The organism is Rhodococcus sp. IEGM 1241 (genome assembly GCF_033142365.1).
Taxonomy (GTDB): Bacteria; Actinomycetota; Actinomycetes; order Mycobacteriales; family Mycobacteriaceae; genus Rhodococcus_F; species Rhodococcus_F erythropolis.
The window spans coordinates 1,147,186-1,164,466 of record NZ_JAWLSE010000001.1; the positions used below are offsets into that span (position 1 = coordinate 1,147,186).

Here is a 17,281-nt window from a genome sequence, read left to right on the forward strand (position 1 = left end):
CACAGCCATCTTCCCAACATGCTTCCAGGAGTAGAACCGTGATCGACCCACAGATTCGCGACCTCGATTTCGACGCCTACCGGCAGGTGATCCGCGATTTCACCGACAATGAGCTCATTCCTCGTGAGAACGAAATGGTCTCTGCTGGTGAGGTTCCCGCTGACCTCGTGACAAGGATGGCCGAGGTCGGACTATTCGGCATCACGCTTCCGAGGAGCGTCGGTGGATTGGGGTGGACCGTCGAACAGCAGGTGCTGCTGACTTTCGAGTTCACCCGGTCATCGGCGGTGTACCGTTCCCGATTCTCGACCAGTATCGGACTGGCTTCGCAGATCCTCCTCGAATACGGCACCGACGCTCAGCGTGAACAGTATCTACCGGCGATGGCGGCGGGGGAGTGCGTCATGGCGTTTGCTCTCACCGAGGAGCAGGCGGGTAGTGACGCCTCCGCCGTGCGCGCCACCGCTACCAACACCCCGGACGGCTACATCATCAACGGTGAGAAGCGCTTCATCACCAACGGAGCGTGGGCTGATGTTCTGGTGGTGTTCGCCCGCACCGCGGACGGCGAGATTTCATCCTTCCTCGTAGATCGGGAATCGCCGGGGGTAGAGACCCGGGTGCCTGAATTGATGAACGGTCATGCCGAAGGCCCAGTCGCCGAGATCAGCTTGCGTGACGTTGTGGTGAGCGCCGACCGGTTGATCGGCGGTGCAACAGGTTTGGGGATGATTCACGCGATGCGCGGAATCAACCAGGCTCGCACCCACGTTGCCGCGACCGCAGTCGGTCAGGCGACTCGGATGCTCGCGGAGGCAATGAAATACGCGGGTTCTCGTGAGCAGTTCGACCAACCTTTGGCCGAGTTCGGTGCCGTGCAGGCGATGCTCGGACGCAGCTATGCGGAACTCGAGGCAGGACGAGCGATGATCCTCGACTGCGCCCGTGAGTTCGACCGCGGAACGCCGCCGCGTCATCGGATTGCCGCGGCAAAGCTGTACTGCACCGAGATGGCGTCGGTGGTCGGGGACCGGGCGGTGCAGGTGCTCGGCGGGGTCGGCATCGTCGGCAATCACCCGGTACCGCGTATGTGGCGGGATGTGCGTGCGTTGCGCATCTACGAGGGCGCCTCCCAGATTCACGAACGCAACCTCGCCCGGGCGCTGCCGTCATTGCTCGGCTGAAACCCGTACTTACACAAATATTTCGAGACGAGAGAAAACCGAGGGACAATCATGGGTACCACCACAGGCCGCGGACCGCTCGCCGGACTTCGCGTCGTAGAGCTTGCCGGAATCGGTCCAGGTCCCCACGCAGCGACGTTGCTCGCTGATCTCGGCGCTGACGTCGTCCGTGTTCAGCGCGCCGGTCGGATCCCCGGTCCCGGTCAGCCACGGGATCAGACCCAGCGTGGGCGTCGTATCTGCGAGGTGGACCTCAAGGACCCTGCCGGCGTCGACATTGTTCTCGGATTGATCGAGCGTGCGGACGTGCTCATCGAGGGTTTCCGTCCTGGGGTCACCGAGCGGCTCGGCCTCGGTCCGGAGGTTGCGCTGGAACGGAATCCAGCCCTGGTGTACGGCCGGATGACAGGATGGGGTCAGGAGGGGCCGCTGTCGCAGGCTGCGGGACACGACATCAACTACATCTCGCTGACCGGCGTCCTGCACGCGATAGGTCGTGCCGGTGAGCGTCCGGTTCCGCCGCTCAACATGGTGGGAGACTTCGGTGGTGGCTCGATGTTTCTGTTGTTCGGAATACTTGCCGCGCTCTTCGAGCGACAGAAGTCCGGGCAGGGTCAGGTTGTCGATGCCGCCATGGTCGACGGGACGCTGGCGCTGTCACACATGATGTGGAGTTTCCGCGGTCTCGGACGCTGGTCTGACGAACGCGGTGTGAACATGCTCGACACCGGCGCCCCGTACTACGACACTTACGAGACATCCGACGGCAGATACATGGCCGTCGGTGCCGTCGAACCGCAGTTCTATGCACTACTTCTGGCCGGTTTGGGACTTGATCCCGCGACGTTGCCGAGTCAGAACGACAAGAGTGCATGGCCGCACACGAAGAAGGTGTTCGCAGACGTGTTCGCGTCCAAGACGCGCGACGAGTGGGCTGCGGTCTTCGACGGTACCGATGCATGCACGACGCCGGTTCTGACGTTCGCGGAAGCCTCCTCGAATCATCATGTTGCCCAGCGTGGTTCGCTCGTGGAACTGGACGGGGTCACTCAGCATCGTCCGGCGCCGCGATTCTCCCGCTCCGATTCGGGTCTGCCGTCGGCCCCCGCCGCTGAAGCCGTTGACGCAGGGACGTTGTGGACGTGACGCTCACCGAATCGCGAGAACTCGAGTCCTTCGATCTGCGCACGTTGCTGAGCCTGGAGGATCGCGGCTCCGACAGATTTCAGGGTTACTGTCACGCAGGTTCTCCCGGGCGTATCTTCGGTGGGCATCTGGCGGCGCAGGGTTTGACCGCTGCCGGCCGGACAGCGCCTGCGACTGCGGTGGTGCATTCCCTTCACGGATACTTCCTCAGCTCAGGCGATCCGCGGCAGCCCATCACCTACGAAGTCGGTCGTCTTCGTGACGGACGTACGTACTGGTCCCGTCAGGTCACTGCCCTGCAACTGGGCACGCCGATCTTCACACTGTCCGTGTCCTTCAAACTTCCGGAGGACAGCACCGATCGACAGGGGGAGATGCCCGTCGTACCTGCTCCGGAGGACCTTCCCGATCCATACGAGCGCTGGGCGAGTGCGCGCGCCGACGAGTTCCGCGACAACAAGACACATCGTGCGATGGACATGAGATTCGTTGCCGACGAGGGTGAGCGCGAGCGGGGGTCGGTCGCACAGTCGGTGTGGTTCAAACCGAATCACGCTTTTCCTGACGAACCGTTGTTCCATGCCGGGGTCCTCACCTACGCTTCGGACTTGTCTTTGGCATCGACGGCCTCACTCGACGTCCAGCCCCACCGGTCGTTGATGGTCGGACCTTCGCGAGTGCTGATGGCGTCACTCGATCACGCGATCTGGTTTCACCGACCCTTCCGGGCCGACGAGTGGATGCTCTTCGCTCAGGAAAGCAACTCCGCCACTGATGGTCGGGGATTCTCGACGGGCCACTTCTGGACACGCGACGGCGTCTTGGCTGCAACCGTCGCCCAGGAGTCCCTCTTGCGGCGAGTTGACGGGCCACCGTGGCCTCGGGCCTAGGATGAAGCAATGCCTGGGAAGAGTGAAGCCGAGCACCAACCACGCGTCTGTGACGCGGCGTTGGCTCGCGCTTTCAGCTTTCTCGGCAAACGCTGGAACGGTGTGATCCTGGCGACGCTCCTCGGTGGTCCGGCGGGATTTGCGGAACTCAAGCGTGCAGTCGGCAAGATCAGCGACTCCGTGCTCTCGGACCGATTGACCGAACTGGCTGGTGCGGGCCTGGTCACGCGGACCGTCGACGCCGGCCCGCCCATCGCTGTGGAGTACGAACTCACGGCGTCGGGGCAGGCGCTGCTCCCCGCTCTCAGTGAACTGACAACGTGGGCCGCCGAAAACCTGCCACCCGAGAGTTGCCCGAACTGACCTATTGCGTGTGAACAGTCTTGTGAGATTCGTACCAGGTGTCACCTGCCGGTTCTCCCGCCAAGTTCCAACTCCACGAGACTGTCGGCGTGATGCGTGAATAGATTCCGGGACCGACCATTCCTACCCTTTCGATCGGCTGTTCAGCGATTCCGTAGATCCTGATCCCGCGCGCGACAAACGGCTCGAATGACGGCATGTCGTCGATGACGAGGGCTACTTCGAGTTGTCCTGACCCGATATTGCGGAACTTCCTGGTTTTCAGGACACTCTGGCCGCCCCCGCCGATCCAGAAGTGGGCCCCGTCGTATTCGAAGGCCAATGGAACGACGTCTGGTTGCCCGTGTGGTGAGAGCGTCGCAACGCGCGCCAGTGGCTGCGACTGCATGTATGCGATTTCTTCTTCCGTGAATGCCATCTGTTCTCCTTCGGGGACGAAACACGTACGCAACGTAGATGCAACGTAATCAAAACTAGTGTTCTGGATCACACAGTGTTCGTGTGGTCGAGAGGCCTTTGGTCACGAATCTGTGGGCAGAACGGGTCCTGGTTCGCTACCGGTGGTGGATGAGGACAAGGTTCCGCGGGTTGAGCACACAGCTCGCGGAACCGCCCCACCACGCGCCCCGGCAAGGGCACCGGCCGACAGGAGTTCAGGTGTCCGTAGTTGCGGAAGTCTCGGCGATCGATTTCGCGGAGACCGAATTCGATTGGGCGCAGCGATCGACGCGGATTCGTGAAGTCGACCCACTCGTTCCGGGGCCACCATCCTTGGCGATGTGTCTGAGCGAGCCGACGCGCGGACTGGTCGACATCGCTTCACTGCTTCTCGCGGCTCCTTGGTTGCTTCGATCGCCGCGTGGGGACGGGCATCCGGTCCTCGTTCTCCCCGGATTGCTGACTTCGGACGTGTCGACTCTCGCCTTGAGGACGTACCTGAGCTTTCTCGGATACCGGGTTCACGGTTGGAATCTGGGTCTGAACACCGGTCCGACGGCGACGGTGGTCGACGGATTGCCTGCCGCATTGGCCGAGGTAGCAGATCGATACGAGCAGAAGGTGTCGGTGATCGGCTGGAGTTTGGGCGGTATCTACGCCCGAAAGCTGGCGAGGGATCTGCCGGATTCGGTACGTCAGGTAGTGACACTCGGAAGTCCTTTCGGTCTCACCAGTCTGGAGCAGACGAGAGTCGGATCTCTCTACGCTCGCTTGTCCGGTAATCACGCGATACTGCCTCCGGTCGACGGCATCGAATCCGAACAGGGATCGCCTATTTCCGTTCCTGCCACGTCGGTCTACTCCAGGCACGACGGTATCGTTCCATGGCAAGCGTGCTGTGAAACCTCGGCAGGCCTGTCGGAAAGCATTGCGGTGCAAGGCAGTCATACGGGGTTGACCCACAACCCGTCGGCGTTGTGGACGGTTGCCGATCGTCTGGCGCAGGACGTGGACAACTGGCAACCTTTTGCGGCTCCGAAACGGCTTCGACGCATGTTTCCCTGCTGAGGTACGAGGCTGGGGTTCGAGGCTGGGGTGTGGGGGAGAACCCTGAGTCCGACGCGGGGACGGACTCGTACCTGAGGACACACCGCGTCGGAAAAGATGGGTCCATGGCCTGATGCGCACAGGTGGATCGGCAGCGGATAGTGGAGGTCGACGCGGATGAACCGCGAGTTCCGTTGAAAGGAAACAACACATGACCTCCCCGATGAAGACCCGCAAGCTCACCCGCGCCCGCTCGGGAGCAATGTTCGGTGGGGTGTGCGCCGGAATCGCTCGATACTTCGGTTGGAAGTCGTCGACTGTCCGCTTGCTGTTCGTGCTCTCGTGCCTGCTGCCCGGCCCGCAGTTTCTGATCTACATCGTGATGTGGATTTTCATTCCTCGTGAGCAGATCTGACCGAACCGCTCAACGGCGGCGGTCTTTCAGGCATTGCTTGGCCTCGTGCAATTCCTCCGAACTCAGCGGAGGAAGGGGGAGTGCGTCACGGTGCAAGCCCTCCGTGCGTAGGCCGTCGAGCATTACCGAGAGGTATCGACGCCACACGGTCGGGTTGACGGGCTGAGCAAATTCGGTGACTGCGCCCACCATGAAGATGAGGCCGAACAGGTCCGTCGGTACGGCGTCGGGGCGCAGCATCCCGGCCTCCTGGGCCCGGTAGAAGATCCTCTCGACCGACGGTTCGATGATGGATCGTTGGCATGCGACTTGCTCGCATCCCTCGTCGGTTCCATTCAGGACGTCTTTGAGCCCGCGGTTGACCGACATACGGCTGCAGGCAAATTCGGCAAAGGTGACCAGGCCGTCCCACGGATCCGGATTGGCGAGTGACGCGTCCGCGGCCGCCGCCATGTCGGCGAAGTTCTGTTGGAAGACTCCGTCGATCAATTCTTCCTTGCTGGCGAACCGCCGATAGACCGTTCCGACGCCGACACCCGCGCGCCGGGCGACGTCGTCGAGTGTGACGTCGATCCCTTCTTCGGCGAACAATTCACGTGCGGCGTCGATGATCAACTGCCGATTACGTGCAGCATCGGCGCGAAGGGGGCGCTCCATTGCGGTACTCATGTCCCCACTCTACCCGCCAAGTGGAGACAGCCTCTCCGTTTTCGTGTAGCGTTTTTGCTAACCGGAGAAGCCATCTCCGCATAGGTTGGGCGAGGGACTATGTCAGACATTGCTGAACGGACTGAATTCGAGCAGTCCTCAGCGCCTTCAGGGGACAACCACGCAAAGCGGTGGCTGGTTCTCGCGGTTCTGGGAATTGCGCAGCTGATGGTGGTCTTGGATGCCACCATCGTCAACATCGCGCTGCCTGCTGCGCAGCGCTCACTGGAGTTCGGTGATTCGGACCGCCAGTGGATCATCACGGCATACGCATTGGCGTTCGGCAGCTTGCTGCTACTCGGCGGTCGATTGAGCGACTTGTTCGGGCGCAGGCGAACTTTCATCGTCGGGCTTATCGGCTTCGCAGTGGCTTCCGCCATCGGTGGCGCAGCCGTCAACTTCGAAATGCTTGTTGCCGCTCGTGCCGGCCAGGGCGTATTCGGTGCGCTCCTTGCCCCGGCAGCCCTGTCTCTGCTGTCCGTGACATTCACGGATCCAGGTGAGCGTGCCAAGGCTTTCGGTATCTTCGGTGCCGTTGCCGGCGGCGGTGGCGCCATCGGACTGCTGCTCGGCGGAGCGCTCACCGAGTGGGTCGACTGGCGCTGGTGCCTCTTCGTGAATCTCTTCTTCGCGGCGATCGCCCTGGTCGGAGCAGTCCTGTTGCTCGCGCCGCACACCAGTGACTCGCGACCCAAGCTCGACATCCCGGGAACGATCCTGGTGTCGATCAGCTTGTTCAGCATCGTCTTCGGATTCTCGAAGGCCGAATCGGACGGGTGGAGTGCAACTCCCACCATCTCGTGGCTCGTTGCCGGCGTCGTGTTCATGGCGGCGTTCATCTACTGGCAGACCAAGTCCGAGCACCCGCTCCTGCCGCTGCGGGTGGTCCTCGACCGAATCCGGGCTGGCTCGTACCTGGCGATCTTCCTTTCCGGCGCAGGCATGTTCGCAGTCTTCCTGTTCCTGACGTACTACATGCAGCTGATCCTCGGGTACAGCCCGATCATGACCGGCCTCGCATTCATGCCGATGGTGTTCGGAATCGTGACAGCGGCAACGCTTTCGACAGCGGTTTTGCTACCGCGCGTCGGTCCGCGAGTGCTGATCGTGAGCGGAATGGTCATCGCGGCGATCGGAATGACGCTGCTGGCCCAGATTTCCGTGGACAGCACCTATGCAGTCCACATTCTGCCGGGGCTCGTTGTCACCGGACTCGGCATGGGCAGCATTTTCGTCCCGTCGATGCAGGGAGCAACTTCAGGCGTGCATCACGAAGATGCCGGCGTCGCATCTGCCACGGTCAACACGATGCAGCAGGTTGGCGGCTCGATCGGAACTGCACTGCTCAGCACGATTGCAGCCTCGGCTTCCACCAACTACCTGGTGGGCCGCGAGATGAATCCGCTGACCCAGGCACAGGCTGCCGTCGAGAGCTACACCACGACGTTCTACTGGGCCGCAGGCATATTCGCGGTCGGTGCGGTCTTGACCGGACTGGTTCTTCGGAGTGGACTGCTTCCGGATTCGCCGGAAGGTGAACCGGTAATCGCCCACTGACAGCAAATTTCGGGGTCGACGCCATTGCGGCGTCGACCCCGAAATCGAGTCAGCAGTTCTTATCGGGCGATGCCTGAAACCGATGAAGGACGTGATCGAGTTGTTCGGAGGAAAGCGCCGGGACGGGCAACTCGCGATGGCCGGTGCGGGACGCGCAGAGTCCGTCGATCATGAACCCGAGTGCGCGGCGGTAAGCCTGAGGGGCCTCGTCGCCGCCGAACTTCTGGGCCATCTTGACGACCTGCATGAGAAGCGGAATGTCGTTGACTTCGAAGTCGCTCCGCAGGGTGCCCTGTTCCTTGGCGCGATTGACAAGTGCCGCGGTGTGCTGAGCGATCCCGGCGCGCGCGCGAGCGAAAGTGTCGGACGCGAAGCGCCCGTCCATCAGGAGATCGCCGAATCCGCGGTTGTCTGCCATGCGCAGGGAGATCACGTCGAGAAAGTAGACAAGACCTTCCCAGGCGTCTGGCATCTCCCGGGCGGTGGCGGCAATCGTTTCGATCTCGGAGCACCGTGTGTCGAACAGGGCCTGGATCAGCTCGTCCTTGCTGGCGAACCGGCGATAGACGGTGCCGACGCCGACGCCGGCGTGCTTGGCGACGTCCGCCAGCGTGGCGTCGAGTCCTTGGGCAGCGAACACCTCGCGAGCGGAGTTGAGGATGCGCTCGAGGTTGGCCTTGGCGTCGGACCGAAGGCGCGGCTGTGAGCAGTCGGCCGAGGTCCCCGCATGAGAAGCGTCGGGGTGTGTTGTCGGCATCCTCACAGTCTACGGCACTAAGCGGAATGATCGATTCCGTTAGTGCTATATTACTAAGCGGAACGTGTGGTTCCGATTGTCCGTATGAGAGAAGCCGATATGAGCACGTCTGACATCTGGGTCGGGAGCAATCCGATCTCGATGGTGGGTACGCGGAGTGCAGGTTTCGCGGCAACGAGGCTTCGCGCTCTTGCCGGCGACGGCGCCTTTGCTCAGCTCGTTCGTTTTGCCCTCGTCGGCGGAGCTAGCAACATCTTGTACTTTGCCGCTTTTCTGGCGCTGCGCGGTGACGGAGCGCTGGTCGCCAACGCCGTTGGTGCAGTCTTGAGCACCATTCTGGCCAACGAGCTGCATCGCCGGCTCACCTTCCATGCCGCGGATCGCGTCAACTGGTTCACCGCACAGTGGGAAGGCGGTGGACTCGCTCTGGTCGGGTTGATCGCCAGTTCGGCCGCCATCAGTGCGCTCGGCTTCCTTCTCCCCGGCGCCGACGGACTTCTTCAAGCCGGGCTTGTGATCGCAGTGAGTGGAATTGTCGGTGGCCTGCGATTCGTCGCTCTTCGCGGTTGGGTTTTCTGAGCGGTTCTCGAATTCGAATCGGACTCGGCTCGTAGGGAACACTGTGACCTATGAGCCTTTCGATAGCCGACTCCGGCATCCGTCTGGCTGTGCTCTGCATCGTCATGGCTCTTGTCGCCACGCTCGTCTACCGATTCACCTCTCTCGGTAGCGTTCGGGTAGTCCCCGGCGCACTCGTTCGTGGCGCTCTTCAGTTGGCTGCGATTTCGTTGATACTCGCCGCTGCCTTGGCTCACATCTGGTCAGCGATCCTCGTGCTTGTCGGCATGTTCGCTGCGGCGTCGTTCACCGCTGCACGACGCTGCGGCGCAGGAACGTCCGGAGCGTGGCTGACCATCGCCTTGGCGTCGGGAATCGGTGTGGTTCTGCCACTGATGCTGCTGTCCGGAGTGGTTCCGCTGGAAGGCATCGCTCTGGTGCCGATCGGCGGAATTGTTCTGGGCGGCGCTATGACTGCAACATCGATGGCAGCCAAACGCGGACTCGACGCCGTCGATGATCGATACGGGGAAGTCGAAGCCGCACTGAGCCTTGGATTTTCCCAGCGCGATGCACGGTGGGAAGTAGCCCGCACCGCAGCCTCCGACGCCCTGCTACCGGGAGTCGACCAGACGCGCACCGTCGGCCTCGTGACATTGCCCGGCGCTTTTGTCGGCGTTTTGCTCGCGACGGGTTCGGCCGTTCAAGCCGGTGCCGTGCAAATTCTTGTGCTGGCAGGGCTGCTGTTGGCGCAAACCTGCTCGGTCGCCGTGGCGTTGGAACTCGTCGCCCGCGGCTTCGTCTTTCGAGGTAAGACTGTCAGGCCTGCGCGAGTTCGTTGATCTTGTCGCTGCGAAGGACGCGGTCGGGAAGATCTGGCCTGTTTGCCGCGAGGGTGATCATTGCCCTGCCGATGTTTTCGCTGGTGGTCACGCTGCTGGGCCAGACCTTGCGCAAGAGTGGGTAGAGAGGCACGGAGATTTGATAGAAGGCCTTGTACCACCACGTCTTCGACGGCGATCCCGGGCGCGGACGGATGAATCCGGGCCGGAGGATGTAGGTCGTGAGAGGGAGGGCGAGTAGCGCATTTTCGGTCGCGCCACGTACTCGCTTCCACATGGTCTTGCTGGTTTCGGTGGAGTCGGCGCTTTCGCCGGACACGTAGACGAACACCATCTGAGGGTTCACACCCGACAGTGTCGTGGCGGCGGCAAGCGTGATGTCATGCGTGATGCGGGTGTAGTCGGCTTCGTTCATGCCGGCAGAGGAGACACCGAGGCAGAAGAAGCAGGCGTCCGCGCCGGTCAGATCGGCTTCGATCGCCGAGAAGTCGAGCATGTCGCGGTGAACGATGTCGACGATCTTCGGGGCAGTTGTACCGGACGGATTGCGGCCGACGGTCACGACTTCGTCGATTCGTGGATCGTCGAGGCATTCCCTCAGGACGCTGTTGCCGACCATTCCTGTTGCCCCGAAAACGACGACCTTCATGATGTTCCCCCCGGCGTTGGTTCCACTTTCTGTGATGCGCACACTACGGAACGGTCTGCAGTTCATCCGACCGGAGTGGCCAACTGAACGCTTGACCTGCAATTATGAGTCCATTTTGACCCGACTCGTGACTAAAGTCCCTACAAACCGGCTGGACGGTTGGCTGAAAATAGTTTTATGAACGAAGGAGTTGATGAAATACACGTTCTGGGATCGGAGTCAGCCGGTCGAATGGTAGAGGCGTCGACGATCATCGTTCTCGGTGCGCTCTGTGCCGTGGTCGCAGGTTCTGGCGTGTTCTTTGTCGTCGGATCGATTGGTGGCTTCGCCAGACTGCTCTACCTGGTTGTTCGTGGTCCGCTCAACTCTTGCTCGGTACCGGCGTCGAATGTCGAGCTGGTGCCTTCGAGAACGTCATGTGGTCGTTGATGCTCCCGAACGTGGAGTGAAGACGGTCAAGGATGTAGTTCTGACGCATGTTCCACGGTGACTTCGATCCCTGCTTCGGGAACTGTTCCACGGCACGCATGACGTACCCCGACGCCAGATCCAGGATCGGCCGCTGGTCCATTTCTTCGGTCGCGTGCGGCACGCACTTCGAATAGTCGCGCTTGTCCATCTCCGTCAGCAGTCGGCACACGTACATCGACGTGAGATCTGCTCGCAGAGTCCACGAGGCGTTGGTGTAGCCGACGCACATCGCGAAGTTCGGTACGTCGCTGATCATCATGCCCTTGTAGACGTAACGATCACCGAGGGTGACGGGTTCGCCGTCCACTTCGATGGACATCCCGCCGCACGCCTCCATCTTCAATCCTGTTGCAGTGACGATGATGTCAGCTTCGAGTTCGCGACCTGACGCGAGAAGGATCCCGGTCTCGGTGAAGGTGTCGATGTGATCGGTCTCGATCGAGGCCTTGCCGGATCGGAGGGCTTTGAACAAATCGCCGTCGGGTACGACGCACAAGCGCTGGTCCCAGGGATCGTAGGAGGGTGTGAAGTGAGGATCGAGGGGGATGTCTTTCGGGAGTTGACGACTGATCGCGAGGTTCAGCATCCTCTTTGCACGCGCCGGACTGCGTCGGCACAGTTGGTAGAAACTCAGGTTCACTACGACGCTCTTCCATCGAGCGATGCTGTGCGCGAGTTGATTCGGCAGTACCGCGCGAATGGTGTCCGATAATTTGTCGCTGGACGGAAGCGCCAGAATGTACGTCGGTGATCGCTGGAGCATCGTGACGTGGCTTGCGTCCCGTGACATCGTGGGGACCAAAGTGACTGCGGTGGCGCCGCTTCCGATCACAACGACCTTCTTGTCGGAGTAATCGAGTTCTTCGGGCCAGAACTGGGGGTGCACTACCTCACCGGCAAACGATTCACGTCCGGGGAAGTCGGGGGTGTATCCGCCGTCGTAGCTGTAGTACCCGCTGCAGAGATAGAGGAAGTTACAGGTCAATGTTTCGTCTTCGTCGCCGGTCGTGACCGTGACTGTCCAGGTCGAGGTCGCTGACGACCATGATGCGGCCGTCACCTTCCGGTTGTACCGAATCTTCTTGTCGATCCCGTTCTCTCGCGCGGTGTCGCGCACGTACCGCAGGATCGAATCACCGTCGGCGATTGCTTTGGCATCTGTCCACGGGCGAAACGGGTAGCCGAGCGTGAACATGTCGGAATCCGATCGGATGCCGGGATACTTGAAGAGGTCCCAGGTTCCGCCGCTGTTCGCTCGGGCCTCGAGGATTGCGTACGACTTTCCTGGAAGCTCGGTCTGGAGTCGATAAGCAGCACCGATGCCGGACAAGCCGGCGCCGACGATCAGGACATCGAGGTGTTCGGTGCTCATCAGTTCGGACTCCGTATCGACTATGTGGGGCCACCGGCAGAGTTAGTGCTCGATCACCACACTACTGAACGATGCTCAGTAAGGCGAGGAGGACCATGTGATCGTTGGTGGTCGGATTGCCGCGCACAGTGGTTTACCTGCGGCGTCGGTGAGCCCGAGGTCTCCGTGGAGCACACCGGAAGCGTCGGCCTGCTCGACGATGTGCTCGGGGATCGCGTCGAGCATCAGCTTTGCGCGCCGAAACATCTCGAACGTCTGGTCATCGGATACCGTCACCCAGGACAGGTAGATGAAGCGTCCGCGAGGTGGACCCTGGATGTGTGGACCGAGAATGTCCCAGGCACCGGACTTTCGCTCCTGGCTCGCTGTCAGTTCCCATCGCACTGTCTCGGTATCTCCTGGTACGAGGTCGAGGACTTCGTGTGGCTTGCCTCGGCGCTGAACGCCGACGTGGATGTTGCTGCGCCCTTCGAAGGTTGCGGTTTCGGAACACTCACGTCCGGGCAGGCTGTGACCGGTGATGATGATCTGCATATCGACATCATGCTCCGCACAGGTCGGGAGGGGTTGGCGTGGTGAGTCGTTCGGGTAGAACCTTTGTTGCGGCCGTGGTGGCGAGCATCCTGTTGTCGAGTCTCGGCTGGGGGTCAGGTGCTGCCGCGGCGACGACGGACGAACCGGAAGTCGCGGGCGCGCTGGAGTCCTATGGCGAACTCTCGGCCGCAGTGTTTCCGGTCGGCGCCGGTGAGACGCAGAGGGTCGTGTATCGAACTCTGCGTACCGCTGACAGATGGGGAGAGTCGTCAGGGTCCGTGTTTCTGCCGGAAGGTGCCCCACCGGCGGGCGGTTGGCCCGTCATCTCGTATGCCCACGGAACTTTGGGCAGTGCGGATCAGTGTGCACCCTCGTCGACCGGATTCGGTCCGGGCGAGATCGAACCGATCGAACGCTGGTTGGAGCAGGGATACGCGGTAGTCGCTACCGACTACTCGGGACTTGGTACCGACGGGGTGCTGGCCTATCTCGACGGACATGCCGCCGGCGCGAATGCGGTCGACATCGTGCGGGCAGCGCACGAGTTGTACGGCAGTGTGCTGAGTCCGCGGTGGATGGTTGCGGGTTTGTCCGAAGGCGGTCATGCGGCGTACTTCGCGGGACACGAGGCCACCACTCGTGCACCGGAATTGGATTTCCGCGGCTCGGTCGTTGTTGCCGGCCCCACCCATATGGAAGGTTTGTTTCCGTTGGGCGGACCGCTGTTTCCCGACATCGGCATCACGGGGTTGGTGGGATACGCGCTGTACGTTCTGGCCGGGATCGACGATCAACGACCCGAAGAGAACATTCGGGAGGTTCTCTCGCCGCAGGGGATCGAGTGGATGGAAAAGGCTCGGACACTGTGCGCCGGAGATCTCGGCCGCCACATTCGCGCCGAACGAATCCAGTTGAGCTCGTTGTTTTCTCGGTCGGTGTGGACGCCACGCTTCCACGATCTGTTTCGCGAGATGATGCAGGTGCCGGTCGACGGCTACGACCGGTCACTGCGTGTGGTGCAGAGCGTGTCGGACACAACGGTTCCTGTCGCCCTTACCTGGGCGCAACTGGTCGACATGCGTTCGCGAGGAACGCAGTTCGAGTATCAAGAACTCAGCGGAATCAGCCACGGCCAAACGACGGTCGCTTCGATGGACCAGACCATGGAATTCATCGATCGATTGATGAGGTGATGTTCGGCGGTGTTGTTGTTGCGGTGTTGTTGTTGCAGTTTGTTGTTTCAGGGTGGTTGTTCAGCGCATACGTCGCGGCCCGTAATCGTGGCCACCGTTGGCGAACCACACGATTGCCGCAATCGCGTACAGGATGCAGACTAGGAGTAGTAGCCCGCCTGCGATCCACAGCGAGATCTGACCGAGTCGTTTCACTCGATCGGACGCGTACCGCGACCCGGCCACATCGCCGTCGGCCCACAGCGGATACACGTTGAAGGCGTGCGTGAAAGCGGAGAAGGAGAGCGGCCAGAAGAACAGCAGCGAGACCACTGCCCAACCCGCATTGACGGGCGGTCGAATCGGGTGCTGAGGAACGGATTGCTGGACGGTGGGTTGATCCGGGTTGGTCATGGGGGCTCCTGACATGAGGTGGCCCTTTCGACGCTACTGCGATGGAGCTGAAGAATCACTGAGTGTGCACGATCAGCCGTAATGCCAGTCGCGATCCATCCGTCGGAAGTACGGAAAGAGTGTGGCCTCCTCGAAATCGAGGTGCGACTGCATATGATCCGCCAATTCGGAGATTGCGGCGTGTGCCCGATTGACCGTGGAGGATTCGGTGCTCAGCGCGAGTGACGCACGCTTGGCTTCCGACACGATCTCCCCGACAAGCTTGTGTTCTGCCTGCAGTCGTTCGACCGCAGGGGCCAACTCGGGAAAGTTCCTGGTCATTACGGGGAACATACGTTGATCTTCGATGGTGTGGTGCAGAGTCAGCGTGTTGCAGTAGAAGTCGCAGTTGACCCGTAGTTGCCAGACGAAATCCGCGATCGTCAGATTGTCGATCATTTCGGGTATCCGAGTCAGATCGGCGGTTTCGTCCGACAACAGTTGCAGGGCATTCTCGAGTACCTCGATATCGGCTCGCAGAGGTTCGTGAACCTGACGTAGCTGTTCGATCATCCTCAGACCGGCAACTGTTGCCGTGTTGTGCGAATGAGGGGCGTTCACGTCAGCGCAACTCGATCCCGCTCCGCGAGCATCCTCGCTACCGGCAGGACGTCCTTCGCTGCCATCTCGATACGCTCGAATACCTCAGGGTTGAGGATAGTCGTTCCGTCGAAATCACCGGAGCTGAGATAGATCCCGACCGGAGCGGTCAGCGCTTGGAAGAAAGCGAACAGTGGACGCAGGGCATGATCCAACACGAGAGCGTGGCGGTCGCTGCCACCTGTCGCAGCAAGAATCACCGGAGTGTTGGCAAGCGCGTACTGGTCCACGAGATCGAAGAAATGCTTGAACATTCCCGTGTACGAGCCGCGGAACACCGGTGACGCCGCGATGACGATATCGGCAGACTCGACTGCTGCCAGCGCTTCGGCGGTCACTGAGTCGACGTGATCGCGATCCAGAGCAGATGCAAGACCTGGAATCAGATCCACGATCTCGAAAACTCGTGTGTCGATCTGCTCGAAGTCTCCCAAGGTTTCGACGATCAGGTCGACGAGGGCACGAGTCTTGGAGGGTTTTTGGAGGTTGCCGACAACGGCAACAATTTTGAGCGGTGTGCTCATCGAAACTCCTATTTTTGGGACGATTTCAGTGATTCGATTTCCTTACGCACAACGGGCGCTACTTCGGTGCCGAGGATCTCGATCGCACGCAGCATGTCCTTCTGTGGCACATTGCCGAACCCCATCTGGATCATGATGCGGTCATGATGGAACAGTTCGTACTGCGCCATCGTCTTGTCGATGATTTCCTGCGGGCCGCCGAGGAAGAACGCACCCGCGGTGGTTGCCTGCGCCTCATATGCCCTGCGCGGCATGGGAACTCCGTTTCCCCGCTGATGATGATTCTGCATCCACCCGGCCTGGAAGTACGGGTACGACGTGTCGAGTGCTGTTTGCTTCGAGGTATCGACAAATCCTGGCGAAGCAATCGAGACCGCCAGCTTCTTCGGATCGTGTCCGAACTCCGCTGCAGCCCTGCGGTATAGATCGACGAACGGTTCGAACTGTTGGTAACTTCCACCGATGATGGCCAGTGAGAGGGGCAGGCCCAGTTTCGCGGCACGGACGACAGAGGCCGGAGTACCTCCGACTGCGATCCACACCGGAATCTGACGGTCCGGGCGGGGCGTCACGTCACCGTCGATCAGTGGTGGGCGAAGTTGTCCTTCCCAGTTGATCGGGTTCTCGTCGCGCAGTTTCAGTAGTAGATCGAGCTTTTCGGCGAAGAGTTCGTTGTACTGAGACAGGTCGTACCCGAAAAGCGGAAATGACTCCGTGTACGAACCTCGGCCGGCAATGATCTCGGCACGGCCTTCGGAAAGCAGGTCAACTGTCGCGAACTGTTGGAACACACGGACGGGATCGTCGGAACTGAGTACAGTTACGGCGCTGGACAGCTTGATCTTGTCGGTAGCCTGAGCCATTGCCGCGAGCACAACTGCCGGGGCTGAGACTGCGAAGTCGGTGCGATGGTGCTCGCCGACGCCGAAGACATCGAGTCCAACCTGATCGGCAACGGTTGCCTGCTCGACCAAATGGCGAAGGTGGACACCGGGATTCATCATCGCGCCGGTAGTGGGATCTGGGGTGAGTTCACCGAAATGGTAGACGCCCAATTCGAAAGCCATGTTGTTTCTCGCTATCTGTTCGTGGGGGTGATGGAAAGTTGTTCTGCGTGCGCATCGCATGCGCCGCCTTGATTCGTGTGATGTGCGGCAAGTCGGGAGAAGAAGCGTTCGAGTACCGGAAGCTCCTCGGTTTCAATGAGATCGGAGAAGTATTCGGCGATCCCTCGCGTGTGTATGGCGGACGCTTTTCGAAGCGTCTTCTTGCCCGCAGGCGTCATCGATACCGTCACGACGCGTCGATCGTTGTCCGGGCGAACGCGCTCTGCCAGTCCTGCCTCGACCAATCGATCGACGACGCGCGTCACGCCACTGGTGGTGACCAGGACCAGTTCGGCCAGATCGCCCATTCGGATCGTGTTTCCCGGCGCTTCGTGCAGTCGGAGCAGAACGTCGTACTGGCCAAGGGTGAGCCCGGTGGTGGTTCGAAGGTCCGCCTCCATCTTGCCGAGGATGACGCTGTGGCTGACCACTAGGTCACGCCAGACGGAACCGCGTCGACGTTCGTCGGTAGTCATCGGTGACAGCCTCCATTTA

21 protein-coding genes are annotated in these 17,281 nt (G+C 61.0%); 10 read left to right on the top strand and 11 right to left on the bottom strand.

Features of this window, described 5'->3' with window-relative positions; all coding sequences use genetic code 11:
• Positions 1–38: 38 nt before the first annotated feature.
• From R4P70_RS05490 to R4P70_RS05505, 4 genes are read left to right on the top strand one after another with little or no spacing between them, the layout of a single operon-like run.
• Entirely contained in the window at positions 39–1,184 is a 1,146-nt protein-coding gene (locus R4P70_RS05490) for an acyl-CoA dehydrogenase family protein (protein ID WP_205906800.1), read from the top strand.
• 51 nt (positions 1,185–1,235) lie between these two features.
• Positions 1,236–2,330, top strand: a complete 1,095-nt coding sequence (locus tag R4P70_RS05495; RefSeq protein ID WP_317830508.1) for a CaiB/BaiF CoA-transferase family protein — start codon at positions 1,236–1,238, stop codon at positions 2,328–2,330.
• Positions 2,327–3,220 (top strand): acyl-CoA thioesterase, encoded by an 894-nt coding sequence (locus tag R4P70_RS05500; RefSeq protein WP_279218619.1) that lies wholly within the window; start codon positions 2,327–2,329, stop codon positions 3,218–3,220. The genes R4P70_RS05495 and R4P70_RS05500 overlap by 4 nt, the downstream gene beginning before the upstream one ends.
• Positions 3,221–3,229: 9 nt before the next feature.
• Positions 3,230–3,583: a winged helix-turn-helix transcriptional regulator gene (locus R4P70_RS05505; protein ID WP_019745158.1), complete on the top strand. Its 354-nt coding sequence runs from the start codon at positions 3,230–3,232 to the stop codon at positions 3,581–3,583.
• A 1-nt stretch (position 3,584) separates the two neighbouring features.
• On the opposite strand, the gene R4P70_RS05510 is transcribed toward R4P70_RS05505, so the two are convergent.
• Positions 3,585–4,001 (bottom strand): PPOX class F420-dependent oxidoreductase, encoded by a 417-nt coding sequence (locus R4P70_RS05510; RefSeq protein ID WP_029256158.1) that lies wholly within the window; start codon positions 3,999–4,001, stop codon positions 3,585–3,587.
• A gap of 239 nt (positions 4,002–4,240) precedes the next feature.
• Between R4P70_RS05510 and R4P70_RS05515 the strand changes: the two genes are divergently transcribed.
• Together R4P70_RS05515 and R4P70_RS05520 are read left to right on the top strand one after the other, a co-directional pair.
• Positions 4,241–5,089, top strand: a complete 849-nt coding sequence (locus R4P70_RS05515; protein WP_317830509.1) for an alpha/beta hydrolase — start codon at positions 4,241–4,243, stop codon at positions 5,087–5,089.
• A 190-nt stretch (positions 5,090–5,279) separates the two neighbouring features.
• Positions 5,280–5,483, top strand: a complete 204-nt coding sequence (locus tag R4P70_RS05520; RefSeq protein ID WP_019745155.1) for a PspC domain-containing protein — start codon at positions 5,280–5,282, stop codon at positions 5,481–5,483.
• A gap of 9 nt (positions 5,484–5,492) precedes the next feature.
• Here the strand turns inward: R4P70_RS05520 and R4P70_RS05525 are convergent, their stop codons facing one another.
• Complete coding sequence (locus R4P70_RS05525; protein ID WP_019745154.1) at positions 5,493–6,152, bottom strand: TetR/AcrR family transcriptional regulator; 660 nt, start codon at positions 6,150–6,152, stop codon at positions 5,493–5,495.
• A gap of 99 nt (positions 6,153–6,251) precedes the next feature.
• On the opposite strand from R4P70_RS05525, the gene R4P70_RS05530 reads away from it, so the two are divergent.
• Positions 6,252–7,748 carry an MFS transporter gene (locus R4P70_RS05530; protein ID WP_317830510.1) on the top strand — a complete coding sequence of 499 codons (1,497 nt, stop codon included), beginning with the start codon at positions 6,252–6,254 and terminating at the stop codon, positions 7,746–7,748.
• Between the two features lie 49 nt (positions 7,749–7,797).
• Here R4P70_RS05530 and R4P70_RS05535 read toward each other — a convergent pair whose 3' ends face one another.
• Positions 7,798–8,505 (bottom strand): TetR/AcrR family transcriptional regulator, encoded by a 708-nt coding sequence (locus R4P70_RS05535; RefSeq protein WP_020970663.1) that lies wholly within the window; start codon positions 8,503–8,505, stop codon positions 7,798–7,800.
• Between the two features lie 141 nt (positions 8,506–8,646).
• Between R4P70_RS05535 and R4P70_RS05540 the strand changes: the two genes are divergently transcribed.
• Both R4P70_RS05540 and R4P70_RS05545 read left to right on the top strand, forming a co-directional pair.
• Positions 8,647–9,084 carry a GtrA family protein gene (locus R4P70_RS05540; RefSeq protein ID WP_020908979.1) on the top strand — a complete coding sequence of 146 codons (438 nt, stop codon included), beginning with the start codon at positions 8,647–8,649 and terminating at the stop codon, positions 9,082–9,084.
• Positions 9,085–9,134: 50 nt separating this feature from the next.
• A complete protein-coding gene (locus R4P70_RS05545) occupies positions 9,135–9,905 on the top strand; it encodes an ABC transporter permease (RefSeq protein WP_020908978.1) in 771 nt (256 codons plus the stop codon).
• On the opposite strand, the gene R4P70_RS05550 is transcribed toward R4P70_RS05545, so the two are convergent.
• From R4P70_RS05550 to R4P70_RS05560, 3 genes are all read right to left on the bottom strand, one after another.
• Complete coding sequence (locus tag R4P70_RS05550; RefSeq protein ID WP_317830511.1) at positions 9,883–10,596, bottom strand: NAD(P)H-binding protein; 714 nt, start codon at positions 10,594–10,596, stop codon at positions 9,883–9,885. The genes R4P70_RS05545 and R4P70_RS05550 overlap by 23 nt on opposite strands.
• A gap of 319 nt (positions 10,597–10,915) precedes the next feature.
• The gene (locus R4P70_RS05555) at positions 10,916–12,397 is read right to left on the bottom strand and encodes a flavin-containing monooxygenase (protein ID WP_020970659.1); all 1,482 of its coding nucleotides are present in this window, start codon (positions 12,395–12,397) and stop codon (positions 10,916–10,918) included.
• Between the two features lie 75 nt (positions 12,398–12,472).
• Positions 12,473–12,931, bottom strand: a complete 459-nt coding sequence (locus tag R4P70_RS05560; protein ID WP_029256154.1) for a DUF5990 family protein — start codon at positions 12,929–12,931, stop codon at positions 12,473–12,475.
• A 38-nt stretch (positions 12,932–12,969) separates the two neighbouring features.
• On the opposite strand from R4P70_RS05560, the gene R4P70_RS05565 reads away from it, so the two are divergent.
• Positions 12,970–14,124: an alpha/beta hydrolase gene (locus tag R4P70_RS05565; RefSeq protein ID WP_060938064.1), complete on the top strand. Its 1,155-nt coding sequence runs from the start codon at positions 12,970–12,972 to the stop codon at positions 14,122–14,124.
• A gap of 60 nt (positions 14,125–14,184) precedes the next feature.
• On the opposite strand, the gene R4P70_RS05570 is transcribed toward R4P70_RS05565, so the two are convergent.
• The 5 genes from R4P70_RS05570 to R4P70_RS05590 form a co-directional block, all read right to left on the bottom strand.
• Positions 14,185–14,517, bottom strand: coding sequence for a CD225/dispanin family protein (locus R4P70_RS05570; protein WP_003940071.1), 333 nt, complete (start codon positions 14,515–14,517; stop codon positions 14,185–14,187).
• A 72-nt stretch (positions 14,518–14,589) separates the two neighbouring features.
• A complete protein-coding gene (locus R4P70_RS05575; RefSeq protein ID WP_020970656.1) occupies positions 14,590–15,117 on the bottom strand; it encodes a hemerythrin domain-containing protein in 528 nt (175 codons plus the stop codon).
• Positions 15,114–15,680, bottom strand: coding sequence for an FMN reductase (msuE, locus tag R4P70_RS05580; RefSeq protein WP_019745144.1), 567 nt, complete (start codon positions 15,678–15,680; stop codon positions 15,114–15,116). The genes R4P70_RS05575 and msuE overlap by 4 nt, the downstream gene beginning before the upstream one ends.
• An 8-nt stretch (positions 15,681–15,688) precedes the next feature.
• Positions 15,689–16,747 (bottom strand): LLM class flavin-dependent oxidoreductase, encoded by a 1,059-nt coding sequence (locus tag R4P70_RS05585; RefSeq protein WP_097386934.1) that lies wholly within the window; start codon positions 16,745–16,747, stop codon positions 15,689–15,691.
• 11 nt (positions 16,748–16,758) lie between these two features.
• A complete protein-coding gene (locus R4P70_RS05590; protein ID WP_060938066.1) occupies positions 16,759–17,262 on the bottom strand; it encodes a MarR family winged helix-turn-helix transcriptional regulator in 504 nt (167 codons plus the stop codon).
• Between the last annotated feature and the right edge of the window lie 19 nt (positions 17,263–17,281).

What these genes read in the sequence shown, in the direction of transcription:
- R4P70_RS05570 (WP_003940071.1), bottom strand. Translation starts at nt 14,517, where the DNA reads ATGACCAACCCGGATCAACCCACCGTCCAGCAATCCGTTCCTCAGCAC.
- R4P70_RS05590 (WP_060938066.1), bottom strand. Translation starts at nt 17,262, where the DNA reads ATGACTACCGACGAACGTCGACGCGGTTCCGTCTGGCGTGACCTAGTG.
- R4P70_RS05495 (WP_317830508.1), top strand. Translation starts at nt 1,236, where the DNA reads ATGGGTACCACCACAGGCCGCGGACCGCTCGCCGGACTTCGCGTCGTA.
- R4P70_RS05530 (WP_317830510.1), top strand. Translation starts at nt 6,252, where the DNA reads ATGTCAGACATTGCTGAACGGACTGAATTCGAGCAGTCCTCAGCGCCT.
- R4P70_RS05510 (WP_029256158.1), bottom strand. Translation starts at nt 4,001, where the DNA reads ATGGCATTCACGGAAGAAGAAATCGCATACATGCAGTCGCAGCCACTG.
- R4P70_RS05555 (WP_020970659.1), bottom strand. Translation starts at nt 12,397, where the DNA reads ATGAGCACCGAACACCTCGATGTCCTGATCGTCGGCGCCGGCTTGTCC.
- msuE (WP_019745144.1), bottom strand. Translation starts at nt 15,680, where the DNA reads ATGAGCACACCGCTCAAAATTGTTGCCGTTGTCGGCAACCTCCAAAAA.
- R4P70_RS05540 (WP_020908979.1), top strand. Translation starts at nt 8,647, where the DNA reads ATGGTGGGTACGCGGAGTGCAGGTTTCGCGGCAACGAGGCTTCGCGCT.
- R4P70_RS05520 (WP_019745155.1), top strand. Translation starts at nt 5,280, where the DNA reads ATGACCTCCCCGATGAAGACCCGCAAGCTCACCCGCGCCCGCTCGGGA.
- R4P70_RS05505 (WP_019745158.1), top strand. Translation starts at nt 3,230, where the DNA reads ATGCCTGGGAAGAGTGAAGCCGAGCACCAACCACGCGTCTGTGACGCG.
- R4P70_RS05560 (WP_029256154.1), bottom strand. Translation starts at nt 12,931, where the DNA reads ATGCAGATCATCATCACCGGTCACAGCCTGCCCGGACGTGAGTGTTCC.
- R4P70_RS05545 (WP_020908978.1), top strand. Translation starts at nt 9,135, where the DNA reads ATGAGCCTTTCGATAGCCGACTCCGGCATCCGTCTGGCTGTGCTCTGC.
- R4P70_RS05535 (WP_020970663.1), bottom strand. Translation starts at nt 8,505, where the DNA reads ATGCCGACAACACACCCCGACGCTTCTCATGCGGGGACCTCGGCCGAC.
- R4P70_RS05585 (WP_097386934.1), bottom strand. Translation starts at nt 16,747, where the DNA reads ATGGCTTTCGAATTGGGCGTCTACCATTTCGGTGAACTCACCCCAGAT.
- R4P70_RS05525 (WP_019745154.1), bottom strand. Translation starts at nt 6,152, where the DNA reads ATGAGTACCGCAATGGAGCGCCCCCTTCGCGCCGATGCTGCACGTAAT.